This is a genomic window from Chryseobacterium sp. S0630 (genome assembly GCF_024158915.1).
GTDB lineage: Bacteria > Bacteroidota > Bacteroidia > Flavobacteriales > Weeksellaceae > Chryseobacterium.
Genome location: NZ_JAMZGF010000021.1, coordinates 1 through 12640, shown reverse-complemented (window position 1 = coordinate 12640; position 12640 = coordinate 1). Strand labels below are relative to the sequence as shown.

Genomic DNA, 12640 nt, shown 5'->3' with positions numbered 1-12640 from the left:
TTGCAAAATTTTTAATCACCAAAAATAGTTTAATAAACTGGAAATGACAATTTTTTTGCGTAGAGGATTAAAGTTAAAATTTTTTAACTATTGAAAAAAAGAGTGAATTAAGGTTATTTTTTGACAGATTTTTATCGAAATCGGAATGCTTTTATATTGAGTTGTGTATGATGGTTAATATAAAAACCCTCCTGAGGAAAGTTTCAGAGAGGGTTTTATTATTCTGTTTAAAACGTTTACTTGTAGTTATTTCTTTATGATTTTGTGTTTGAAGGTGGTTCCGTCTTTTAAAACAATATGTAAAAAGTAAACTCCTGTGGTGTATGGAGAAAGATCTATGCTGTTTTCTTTATAAGTTTCAGAAAGTTTTCTTCCTTCTATATTGAAAAGGCTTATTGAGCTGACATCTACTTTTGATTTTATGTTCACCAAGTCAGCAGTAGGGTTGGGGTAGATATTTACATCTACTGTTTTGATCTCTTTTATATTCAAAGTGGTATTGCTTTTCCCCTGCATATAAACTGATAACATAACATATCCCTGCTGTTGGTTGAAAACTGCTGTTGGAATTGTATGTTTCAAAGTATGGTTACCTGCCGTTAAGTTAGGTAATGTAAATTCTCTGATAGGAACAGAATTTCCGGGACACCAGTTATTCCATGAAGTCCAGTCTGCAAAAGTTTTAGGGGTGGCTCCATAGATTCCGTTTCCTTGAGTGTTGTATACACGGTACGGTTCACATGAAATACCTCCCGGAGTATAGGTGAGTACCTGTACATCATCTATATAAGTATAGTTTTGTCTTCTGATATATTCTTCACCACCACTGTTGGCACCATGAGGAGTAGAAATTACAAAGAAACGGGCATCGGTAACAGGGTTTGGTAGATTAAAAGTAACAATTCTAACAGTTTCTCCGGTAACATCAGTGTTGTTATAGTTATTAAGGGTGCTATAACTTAATATGGGTATGATAGTGTTGCTGTCGGTAGGAGTGGCTCCTGTATCCGTTGAGAAAAAGGTAAGAGTTCCCGAAAAAACATCAATTCTGTTTGCACAGCCTGCAACCTGGGTTTGTGCTGCGTAAGGAACCCCAAAAACATCCAGTTCCATATAGAGGTCATACATGCTACGCAATGCTGTATCATGAAATATATTGTACAAATTGCTGACATTATAGGTGTAAGGAACTTCAGAAGGAGTTCTGTTTTTATTCATGAAAGGAGTAATGTATCTGCCAACTTCTATTCTTTTGACATTAGGGTCATTAATGGTATAAGTAGACTGATTTTTAGGAACCATGGTCAAAAAGACTTCTCCAAGGCGGTCATAATTATCACACAAAGGGGCAATGGTTACACGCATCGCAATTTTGGCTTTAAAAGCATCTAATTCTGCATCAGTGAGTTTTCTTGTATACCTGGCATTAGTAAGTCGGGTCAAACCGGCAGGAACAGGGTTGGATACCATAGCAGCATAGCCATCGTAGTACACTGCATCTGAAATTATATTAGTCATTGTCGTTTGGGCGAAAATGAGATGGGTAATGAGAAAACTGAAAAAGAATAGCTTTTTATACATGGAATTGATGTTTAGTGTAAATATATGAAATGTGTATCAAAATTACTTTTAATTTCTTTTGTTTTTGTTATTTTGGCGTGTTTTGTTATTAAATGTGTATTGTTTTGATTGTAGAGTGTGTTTTTGTCTAATTCTTTTCTTAGTATTGAATACTGTTATCAAATGTTTTTTTTTATTACTATAATCAAAGTATTTATTGTTAAATTAGCAAGATATTCCAGATTAATGTTATTAATAATGAAAAGAATTTTACTTTTAGCTTTATTTTTTATTGTTACAGGATTAAATGCTCAAATCAATATCAATATTGGAAGTCCAAGTATTGGTGTAGCTCCTATAAGTAGTTTTTTTTCCTATTCTTATGTACAGCAGATATATCCTAAACAGGAATTAAATGCCAACACGGCAGGTAATATTACAGGTCTCACATTTTATGTGGATCCTTCCTCCGTAATTACTGAATCTTCAAACTGGACGGTATACCTTGGTCATACTTCAAAAACTGCTTTTTCTTCCGGTACAGACTGGATTCCTGCTGCACAGTTGACGCAGGTATTTACAGGAGCTGTTACCAAAAATAATAATAAGGTTGAAATTGTTTTTACTACACCGTTTGCGTATAATAATGCTGATAATCTGGTTGTTGCGGCAAAAGAGAACTCTCCGAATATGGATATTAATAATTTTGATGAAGCTTTTCATGTGTATCCACATATCCCATATTCTACCCTGTATTATAAAGGAGACCGTGCAGTAGTGGATATTGCATCTCCTCCTGGAGGCATTAGAGCGGATTATAAATCGTCAGTTACAATTTCCGGTCTTACACCAAGTGCAGCTCCTGCATGTCCTTTTGTTGTTTATCCGGTAAATAATGCTCAGAATGTCTCTTTGTTGCCTAATTTCAACTGGCTTCCGGTTTCTGGTGCTACCTCCTATAAAGTTTCATTGGGAACAAGTTCCGGAAGTACTGATATTATTAATCAGCAAACAGTGTCCGGAAATAGTTTTTCACCCTCTGCGGCTCTTGCTCCCGGAACCACTTACTATTTGAAAGTGACATCAGTTTCAGGAAATACAGAATCCTCAGGATGTTCAGAAATTATTTTTAAAACCGTACCTCCAATACCTGTCAATGATGCATGTACAGGAGCATTACAGGTTTCGGTATTTCCTTACAGTTATACTCAGAATGATGCGGTATCTACCACTAATAATGCCGGAAATATAAGTGTATGTACAAGTAACGGAGACACAGGAATGAATGATGGTACCTGGTTTAAGTTTACCGGTGATGGAAGTCAGTATACTATTAAAGCGACAATGCCTTCTGGCAGTAGTTATGATCCGCAGATAGGTGTATATAGTGGCAGCTGTAGTAATTTGTCATGTACAGGAACTGTAGACAATGGTGGCGGAGGTGCTGCGGAAACGCTTACCATTAGCACAGTATCCGGAACAGAATATTTTATAAATGTCGGAGCTTATGAAGATACTACTGATGCTCCTGAAAATATATTTACTATTACAATAACTAAGCTTTAAAAATAAATAATCAAGTTTTCGATTAAAAATTAAGATGTTAAATTGAAATGTTGCAAAAGTGATTTTGTGACATTTTTTGTGAATGGTGGTGAAAATAGAGATATGGCTTGCTGTAATTTGAATTTTTGAATTTGTTTATACATAAGAAATTCAGCGTTATAGCTTTAAATATCTTGTCAATCCCGGATTTTTAACAAACTTTAACTCAAAAATGGCATTTATTATGTTGATTAATGCAAGTATTTATCAGAAATTTACCACTTATTTTAAATCAAGCTATGTCAGAGATATATCAAGCTGAAGATATCCGCCAATTGACGGAAAAAGTAAAAGAAAAAAACTACTTATTTTCTCTTCTGAGACAGGAAATCAACAAAGTTATTATTGGACAGGAATACATGGTAGACCGTCTTTTGGTAGGGCTTTTAGGAAATGGACACGTTCTTCTTGAAGGAGTACCCGGGCTGGCTAAAACCTTAGCGATAAAAACACTGGCAGATGCTGTTCATGGAGATTTCTCAAGGATTCAGTTTACACCGGATTTGCTTCCTGCAGACGTCGTGGGAACTATGATTTATAATATCAAAGACAATGATTTCTCTATAAAAAAAGGACCCGTATTTGCGAACTTTGTTCTGGCGGATGAGATCAACCGTGCACCAGCAAAAGTGCAATCAGCGCTTCTGGAAGTTATGCAGGAAAAACAGGTGACGATTGGTGATGAAACCATGAAGCTTCCAAAGCCGTTCCTGGTATTGGCAACACAAAACCCAATTGATCAGGAAGGAACTTACTTGCTGCCTGAAGCACAGAGCGACCGTTTCATGCTGAAATGTACCATAGATTATCCTGCTTTTGAGGATGAAAGACAGGTGATGAGAATGGTTTCAACTTCGCATCAACCAACGGTAAAACCTGTCATCTCCCTTCAGGATATTGTAGATGCAAAAGAACTGATCAATCAGATTTATCTCGACGAGAAAATTGAAAAATATATCCTGGATATGGTGTTTGCAACACGTTATCCTGAAAACTACGGACTTTCCGAGCTTAAAAATTATATCAGCTTCGGAGCTTCTCCAAGAGCGTCCATTAACCTTGCTATTGCTTCAAGAGCTTATGCATTCTTAAAAGGAAGAGCATTTGTCATTCCGGAAGATGTAAAAGCATTGGCAAAAGATGTATTGAGACACAGAATGGGCTTAACCTTTGAAGCAGAAGCAGAAGAGATCACAACTGAGGAAATTATCAATAGAATTTTAGCAAAAATCCAGGCACCATAATGAGTGATGTAATCATAAGAAAAGCTGTTCTGGAAGATTGTTCTTTCATGCTTGATTTAATTAAAGAACTGGCGGAATATGAAAAAGCACTGCATGAAGTAACAGTGACTTTGGATGATTTTATTCAGGATGGTTTTGGAACTTCTCCTATATGGGGAGCTTTCGTAGCAGAATATGAAGGAGAAATAGTTGGAATATCCCTGTATTACGACAGATATTCAACATGGAAAGGAAGAAGGCTTTATCTTGAAGATCTTGTTGTAACAGAAAGATTGAGAGGAAAGCAGATTGGAAAGAAATTATTTGATGCAACACTGGAATATGGTAAAAGCAATAATTACAGTGGAATGGTATTCCAGGTATTGAACTGGAATGAACCAGCCATCAATTTTTATAAAAAATACGATACAAAGTTCGATAATGAGTGGTCGAACGTATCCATTGAGTTTAAAGATTAACCCCAAACCCGGATCCCGAAACTCGAACATTAAACTTTGAATTTTAAACATTGAACTCGTCTATGCAGATAAAAGATATTGTAAAAAAAGTAAAGCAGATTGAAATCCGTACCCGTAAAAAGACGGAGGCTGCTTTAATGGGGCAATATCACAGCGCTTTTAAAGGGCAGGGGATGACTTTCTCGGAAGTTCGCCCCTATCAGTTTGGAGATGAGATCAGAAGAATCGACTGGAATAAAACTGCACGTTTCCGTGAGCCATTTGTAAAAGTAATGGAAGAAGAAAGGGAACTGACGATGATGATTCTTGTTGATATTTCTGCTTCTATGGATTATGGAACAAAAGTTCAGCTGAAAAGAGAATATGTAGCCGAAATTGCTGCCAGCTTGGGATTTTCAGCCGCCGGCAATAATGATAAAGTAGGATTGATCTTGTTCGCTGATAAAGTATATAAAGTCATTCCTCCCCAAAAAGGAAGAAAACATATTCTTTCGATTATCAGCAATATTCTCACTGCAGATTATGTTCCGGCAGAATCTAAAATAGATAAGGCAATGGAATATATGATGGGGATTTTTAAAAGGAAATCTCTGGTATTTTTGTTTTCAGATTTTGAAGATGCCTATGATTCCAAAATGCTGAGAGTGGCTTCAAAGAAACACCAGCTGTTGGGAATGAGGATTTATGATGAAAAAGACAATGAAATTCCTGATGTAGGCTATGCCCGTTTACTTGATGTGGAAACCGGAAAGGAAATTTGGGCCAATACATCCAGTGCAAGGTGGCGATATACCTTCGCGGAAGCTCAAAAACAAAAACTGAGAGCTTTGGAAGAAGATTTTGCCAATAGCTCTGCCAGTTTTATGAATATCAATACCGGCTCAGATTATTCAAAATTATTGTATAATTACTTTCAGAAAAAATAACATCGGGCTGAGCTCGTAACTAAAAAAAAACATAAGGCGTTTTGCCTTTATTATTTTAACATTGAGAAAAATACTTTTAATATTATCTTTTCTGATCTGTGCAAATGCTTTTTCACAGATATTATCCTCTAACGTAGAAAAGAAAACCCTCGCTCTGGGAGAAATCAATCATCTTACCATAAAGATTGATAACCTTAATGAGCAGCAGGTTACTTCAGCAGCTAAGAATGAGCTCTTGCCTTTTCATTTTGAAGAAACCAAAGACAGTATCGGACAAACAGCTAACACCTATGAAAGAAAGATAGAATTTGCTGTTTTTGAAGAGGGAAAATTTACCATTCCTGAACTGGAGTTCAAAGTAGGAGATAAAATTCTTAAAACAATTCCTTATGAAATAGATGTCATTAATACAGCTCAAAAAGCAGATCAGATCAATGACATTATGAATAATAAGCAGGTGAAACTTGAACCCAAAGATTATTGGGAGCTTTACAAGTTTTATATTCTTGCAGCGTTGGCTGGTATTGCACTGGTTATTGCCATTATTATGTTTGTAAAATGGGGAAGAAAATCAAAGAGTTCTCCAGTAGTGGCTACCAATCAGACATTAAAAGAACTTGATTCTCTTAAAAAGAAAAAATATATTGAAGGAGGAAACTTCCGTTCGTTTTATGTGGAACTGATTGATATTTCCAGAACCTTCATTACAAAACAATATCGCCTTCCGGCAGATGTACTTCTTACTGATGATCTTATCGATGTCATGAAAAAAAATAATACAATCTCGCAGGACAACGAAAAAATAATAGAAGATGTATTCCTTAGGGGAGACCTGGTGAAATTTGCCAAAACATTCCCGGATCAGGAAACAATGGAAAGAGATTTTGCCAATATCAGGGATTTTGTGAAAAGATCATCCAAAGATTTAGAATTCGAAAACTTAAGAAAGGATGTTTAATTTTGAGTTTTACAGCCCATGGTTTTTGCTGCTTTTTCTTTTGTTTATTCCACTTTTAATTAAAGATATTGGAAGAAACAAAAGAAAAGGTATAAAAGTTCCTACCATAAAAAATATGGATCACAGCGGGAGTATTCAGGGTGTGCTTTTTTTGCTGAAAATATCAAAATATATCATTCTTTCCGCGTTGATTATTGCGATGGCAAGGCCGAGAACGTTTACTATTTCTCAGGACAGAGATGATACAAAAGGAGTGGATATCATGTTGTCTATCGATGTTTCTCTAAGTATGCTGGCGAAGGATCTTAGCCCGGACCGAATTACCGCCCTGAAAGATATTGCGGTAAAATTTGTTCAGAAACGCCCGAATGACCGGATAGGAGTGGTAGCATATGCTGCGGAAGCTTTTACTAAAGTTCCGGTAACCTCAGATCATCAGGTTGTTATTGATGAAATTAAAAATCTGAATTCTGCAGGTCTTGAACCTGGAACAGCGATCGGGGAAGGCCTTTCTGTAGCAGTGAATCATTTGATTAAAAGCAAAGCCAAAAGTAAAGTGGTCATCCTGATGACGGATGGAGTAAGCAATATTCAGAATGCTATTCCTCCACAGCTTGCTGCTGAACTGGCAAAAAATAATAATATAAAGGTATATTCAATAGGAATCGGGACCAATGGTTATGCGCTGATGCCTACATCGCAGGACATTTTTGGAGAGCTTATCTTTACCGAAACAGAGGTTACCATTGATGAAAATACCTTGAGAGAAATAGCCCAAACTACGGGAGGTAAATATTTCAGAGCTACCTCAAACAGTAGTCTGGAAGAAGTGTACAATGAGATCAACCAACTGGAAAAATCTGATGTGAAGGTTTCCAAGCTGTACAATTATGAAGAGTATTTCAAAATATTCCTTTGGATTGCGCTTGCTATGTTGGTGTTGGATGCATTGTTGAGATGGGTGTTTTATAAAATTTTAAGCTGATGAGTTGGTCTTTAGGAAATTATTGGTATTTATTTTTACTGTTGCTTCTGCCGCTGTTAGCTATCTTTTTGATCCGTTTTTTACAATGGAGAAATAAAAAAAGAGAAATTTTTGCCGCTAGCCAGTTTCATGAGAATTTATTTGAAAAAAGATCAGGATTTACAAAGTTTTTTCCTGCATTATACTTATTGGGAACATTGTTTCTGATATTCTCTATCATTGACCTTTTGAACGGTTCAGAAGAAGTGAAAAGTACCCAGAAACTGAACAATGTAATCTTTATGCTGGATGTATCCAATTCTATGAATGCTGAGGATATAGAACCAAGCCGTTTGACGGAAGCCAAAAATCTGATGCTGGCTACCATGAAGAAAATGAATAATGATAAGGTAGGTATTGTGATTTTTGCGGGGAATGCAATGTCTATTATGCCTCTGACAACAGATTATAATTCTGCAGAAACTTATATCAGCGGTATTGAAACCAGTTCTATGCAGATTCAGGGAACAGATTTTCTGAAAGGAATGCAGGCTGCTGCTGAAAAATTTAAAAATGTAAGCAAAGGATCCAGAAAAGTAATTCTATTGAGTGACGGTGAGGATAACGAAGGAAATGATAACGCTGCCATCAGATTAGCTAATAAAGAAGGAATAAGCATTACTTCTGTAGGTGTAGGAACAGATGAAGGTGCTCCTGTTCCGGAATACGTGTTCGGACAGTTGATGGGATATAAAACCGATGCCAATGGAGGTACAGTGATTTCTAAAAGACAGACAGAAGCATTAAAGAAAATGGCGGAATCTACAGACGGAACTTATATTGACGGAAATAATATCAATGAAGCTCCGGACAGAATTGTAGATGCTGTCAATAAAAAATCGGCAGGTGCTGAAACGATGGTGAAATCGCAGAATGCCAATCATTATTATCAATATTTTCTTGCGGTATCTCTTCTGTTTTTCTTTTTAATTTATATTTTTAATCCAAAAAAAGACTTTAATGTGTAGAATTCCTTTATTTATAGAAGAAATTCTACAAGTACTTTAACCGAATTTTAACAAATAAAACTCTGTTTCTTAACATATAAAGGAATAATTTTGCAAGTGATGAATACTAAAATTATATTTTTATCGTTTATTGTTGCCATTTCATTCTCAGGCTTCATGTTTGGGCAGGAAAGCTATAGGAATTTAGTGTATGAAGGCAATCAGAAATTTGACGGTAAAGATTATGATGGAGCCTCCTCAAAATACATGGAAGCGATAAAATCCAATGATAAAGATTTTACCGCTCACTACAATATGGGGAATGCATTGTATAAAAGTAAAAAATACGAAGAGGCAAAAGCAGAGTTTGAAAAAGCAGAAAAACTTTCACAAACCCTTCCCGATAAAATGGCGGCTCTTCATAATTTAGGGAATGCTTATATGCAGATGAATCAGCCGGAAAAAGCCGCTGACTATTATAAGAAAGCTTTGAAGCAGGATCCCCACAGTGAGGTAACCAGAAAAAATTATGAGATTGCCAAACTGAAAGAGAAAGAAAAACAACAGCAAAAAAACGAACAGAATAACTCAGGAAAAGGTGGCGGCGGAAATGATCAGAACAAAGGAGATGATCAAAAAGGCGACAAAGACAAAAAACAGGATCAGGGTAGCGGTCCTCAAAACCAAGGTAAAGGTGACCAGGGCGACAATCCTAAGCAGGATCAAAATAATGAAGGCAGAATGCCTAAGAATCTTGAAAATGCGATCTTAGATAAAATAAACGAAAAAGAAAAAGAAACCGCCAGAAGAATTTTAAACAAAAATTCTTATTCGATGCCTGAAAGCAACGAGAAAGATTGGTGATGCAGCACAAATTGATTTACATATTGCTTACTCTTGCATCCGTAATTACTTACGGACAGGTAAATCTGTCTATGGATGCAGATAAAACCGAATATGCAGGTAAGGATATTATCAATCTGACCATTGTTCTTGAACTTAACGGAAGTGATCTTGTGCAGCAAACAGGTTTTCAGCTTCCGGATCTTTCAAAATTTAATATCATAGGAAGCGGATCTGTTACCAATACCGTGATTGATCCGGCTACCAATACTTTAATTACCCAGAAAGTTTCCAGAATTGCCCTTGAGCCTAAGAAAAAAGGGAAAATAAAAATCGGTTCCGTTCTCGTTACCGTAAACAACAGAATCTATAAAACAGAACCTTTTGATGTCAATATCCGTTATATTGTAGACAGAAGAGCTTTGGCTGCGAATACTTCCAATGATGTTTATCTGAATATGGAAATTGATGATCGGGATGTATATCAGGATCAGCCTACGATAGCCGTTCTGAGAGTATATTCAAGAAATATGGATAACCTGAGAAAGGTGAAAAATATCCATCTTCCGCAACAGGATAATATCAACGTACATCCTATCAATTTTGATAAGTCTGAGATAGATCCTTCCGGATATGGAAATATGCCTTCACAGGTTCTGGCTATGTTTATGGTATTTCCTAATGAAGCAGGATATGTGGAAGTTCCAGGTGTATCCGCTTCAGTAAATACCTATTCTAATAAAACAAAAATTGTTTCCAATAAAGTTAAAATAAACGTAAGAAAGCTTCCTGAAGGAGCTCCCGAATGTTTTAAAAATGCTGTTGGAAATTTTAATGTCAACGTATATAATGCTTCCAAGGAAAAACCGGAAGCGAAAAAACCTCTGAATGTGGTAGTAAAAGTTTCAGGTGAAGGTAACTTACCGGATATGGAACTTCCTAAAATTGCTGCCTCTCCGGATTATGAAGTTTTTGCCCCGAAAATTACCTCTAAAGTAGCTCCGGGAACTTCAGGAATGAAAGGAGAAATCCTGGCTAATTATGTGATTATTCCTAAAAAATCAGGTGCTATTTCAATTAAAACAGAACAATTCGCTTTCTTTGACCCTGCAAGTAAAGAATATGTAGATCTTGGACAGAAAACACTGGATCTGAATGCATTTTCTCACGATCAGATTCTGGAGGCACGTTCTACCGTAGAAAAGGTAAACGAATACACCAATAATCTTCTGGAGACGGTAAATACTCCGGTATTAAAAACCACTTCATTCAAAGTAAAAGAAAAAAGTAAATTCCACTGGAATATTCTTTTGACCAATATAGCTATTCTGATCAGCTTATTTGTTGGATATCTGCTATTTAAAAATTGGCAAAAAAAACGTACATTAGTTAGGGAAACTGTACCGTCAAAACCTTTAGGTTCAGTGGCCGAAACAGAAAAAGAGATCAGAGAATCGATGAAAACGGATATCAATGATTATTTCGGATATCTGGAAAATCTTAAAGATAACGGAGAGTATGAAAAGTTCTTTATAACTCTGGAAGAATTGGATGAAGAAGTAAGAGGGCAGTATTTTCAGAGCTCTACTCCGGAGTTTAAGACTTTTCTTGAAAAGCACAAAGGTTCTTCGGTTGCAGAAGAATACAGCAAACTGCAGCAGAAAGTTCAGATGGAAAAATACAATCCTGTGAAATCTGCTGAAGCTCTTGAAGAACTTTTGAAAATTATTGTTAATTTATATTCACAAATTAGCAAATAATCAGTTAATTTTCATATTTTTGCGAAATTTTTAATTACAAAGAGATGGAAATTTTTGATGGTTTTTCTTTTAAAGAGATTGTTACCAGCTTTATGGTTCTTTTTGCCGTGATCGATATCATCGGCTCAGTTCCTATTATCGTAAGCCTTCAGCAGAAGTTTGGACAGATTGAAGCTGGAAAGGCTGCCATTACTGCCGGAGCTATTATGATTGTTTTCCTGTTCGTAGGAAATAAGATTCTTAAGCTTATTGGAGTGGATGTAAATTCCTTTGCTATTGCAGGAGCTTTTGTGATTTTTGTCATAGCACTGGAAATGATTTTAGGAATTGAAATTAATAAAACCACTGAAGCAAAGGCTGCATCCATTGTACCCATCGCATTTCCGCTGGTTGCAGGAGCTGGAACGTTAACCACTGCACTCTCTCTTAGAGCTGAATTTCATGATATTAATATTATCTTCGGAATTATTCTTAATACAATTTTCGTATATTTGGTGCTGAAATCAGCGAAATGGCTGGAGAAGAAAATTGGGGATGCTACTTTGATGATCCTTCAGAAAGTTTTCGGAATTATCCTTTTGGCAATTTCAATTAAATTATTCACCGCAAATTTTGCCCAGTTGGTGCAAAATTATATTAATTTTTAAGAGTCATGAAGAAGTTTTATAAAGTATTTTTAGTACTGTTTATTGTATTCATCACCATCAATCTTTATGCTATCAACTGGCAAGCGACAGATATCCTTGGAGATGAAGATAACATTAGGTTTGCATTCTCAGCTGGTGCTGCTGCAATAGGTCTTATCCTGCTTTTTGTAATGGATACCTGGAGCAGAATCGGTATAAAGAAATAAATTGAATATTTCAATATAGATATAGCCTCTTTCTTTTTGAAGGAGGTTTTTTATTTGGTAATAGGTTGGAGGTTTTAGATAAAAGGTAGCAGGGAATAGGGATTAGGAAATAGATTTACTGAAATATGCATATCTGTTTTTCCTATTCAATAGGAGCGGGCTTTAGCCCGTTCAAACAAAGGAAATATATTCCATTGGCTTTAGCCAAAACCTATATTATTACGCAAAGTCCGCAGAAGGACGATGAATGGCTTTAAAATCGTTCGCAAAGGCGTTGCCACTCAGCAAAGAAAATATATACAAACATCTGAGCAATCTGTGGGCAAATCTAACAGTATCAATCCCTATATTACATAAATAATTGATCTGATTAATTCAATAGGAACGGGCTTTAGCCCGTTCAAACAAAGGAAATATATTCCATTGGCTTTAGCCAAAACCTATATTATTACGCAAAGTCCG

The 12640-nt window shown here is 36.0% G+C and carries 12 protein-coding genes; 11 read left to right on the top strand and 1 reads right to left on the bottom strand.

Going from position 1 to position 12640, the window contains the following annotated elements:
- Nucleotides 1-246: 246 nt before the first annotated feature.
- Nucleotides 247-1581, bottom strand: coding sequence for a peptide-N-glycosidase F-related protein (locus NK356_RS11285; RefSeq protein WP_253316997.1), 1335 nt, complete (start codon nucleotides 1579-1581; stop codon nucleotides 247-249).
- Nucleotides 1582-1818: 237 nt separating this feature from the next.
- Here NK356_RS11285 and NK356_RS11280 point away from each other — a divergent pair, with 237 nt between their 5' ends.
- From NK356_RS11280 to NK356_RS11230, 11 genes are all read left to right on the top strand, one after another.
- Nucleotides 1819-3126: a hypothetical protein gene (locus tag NK356_RS11280; RefSeq protein ID WP_253316996.1), complete on the top strand. Its 1308-nt coding sequence runs from the start codon at nucleotides 1819-1821 to the stop codon at nucleotides 3124-3126.
- 278 nt (nucleotides 3127-3404) lie between these two features.
- Nucleotides 3405-4409 (top strand): MoxR family ATPase, encoded by a 1005-nt coding sequence (locus NK356_RS11275; protein WP_034695238.1) that lies wholly within the window; start codon nucleotides 3405-3407, stop codon nucleotides 4407-4409.
- Nucleotides 4409-4867, top strand: coding sequence for a GNAT family N-acetyltransferase (locus tag NK356_RS11270; protein WP_253316995.1), 459 nt, complete (start codon nucleotides 4409-4411; stop codon nucleotides 4865-4867). Before NK356_RS11275 ends, NK356_RS11270 begins: the two co-directional genes overlap by 1 nt.
- Before the next feature lie 62 nt (nucleotides 4868-4929).
- A complete protein-coding gene (locus NK356_RS11265) occupies nucleotides 4930-5793 on the top strand; it encodes a DUF58 domain-containing protein (protein WP_076597442.1) in 864 nt (287 codons plus the stop codon).
- Between the two features lie 61 nt (nucleotides 5794-5854).
- The gene (locus tag NK356_RS11260; RefSeq protein WP_062674406.1) at nucleotides 5855-6751 is read left to right on the top strand and encodes a BatD family protein; all 897 of its coding nucleotides are present in this window, start codon (nucleotides 5855-5857) and stop codon (nucleotides 6749-6751) included.
- Nucleotides 6744-7736: a VWA domain-containing protein gene (locus tag NK356_RS11255; protein WP_034695211.1), complete on the top strand. Its 993-nt coding sequence runs from the start codon at nucleotides 6744-6746 to the stop codon at nucleotides 7734-7736. The genes NK356_RS11260 and NK356_RS11255 overlap by 8 nt, the downstream gene beginning before the upstream one ends.
- Nucleotides 7736-8743, top strand: coding sequence for a VWA domain-containing protein (locus NK356_RS11250; RefSeq protein ID WP_034695212.1), 1008 nt, complete (start codon nucleotides 7736-7738; stop codon nucleotides 8741-8743). The genes NK356_RS11255 and NK356_RS11250 overlap by 1 nt, the downstream gene beginning before the upstream one ends.
- Before the next feature lie 99 nt (nucleotides 8744-8842).
- Nucleotides 8843-9586, top strand: coding sequence for a tetratricopeptide repeat protein (locus tag NK356_RS11245; RefSeq protein WP_051934307.1), 744 nt, complete (start codon nucleotides 8843-8845; stop codon nucleotides 9584-9586).
- A complete protein-coding gene (locus NK356_RS11240) occupies nucleotides 9586-11325 on the top strand; it encodes a BatD family protein (RefSeq protein WP_253316994.1) in 1740 nt (579 codons plus the stop codon). Before NK356_RS11245 ends, NK356_RS11240 begins: the two co-directional genes overlap by 1 nt.
- Before the next feature lie 44 nt (nucleotides 11326-11369).
- Nucleotides 11370-11972, top strand: a complete 603-nt coding sequence (locus tag NK356_RS11235; protein WP_034695216.1) for a MarC family protein — start codon at nucleotides 11370-11372, stop codon at nucleotides 11970-11972.
- Between the two features lie 5 nt (nucleotides 11973-11977).
- A complete protein-coding gene (locus NK356_RS11230; RefSeq protein ID WP_034695219.1) occupies nucleotides 11978-12178 on the top strand; it encodes a hypothetical protein in 201 nt (66 codons plus the stop codon).
- The last annotated feature ends 462 nt before the right edge of the window (nucleotides 12179-12640 follow it).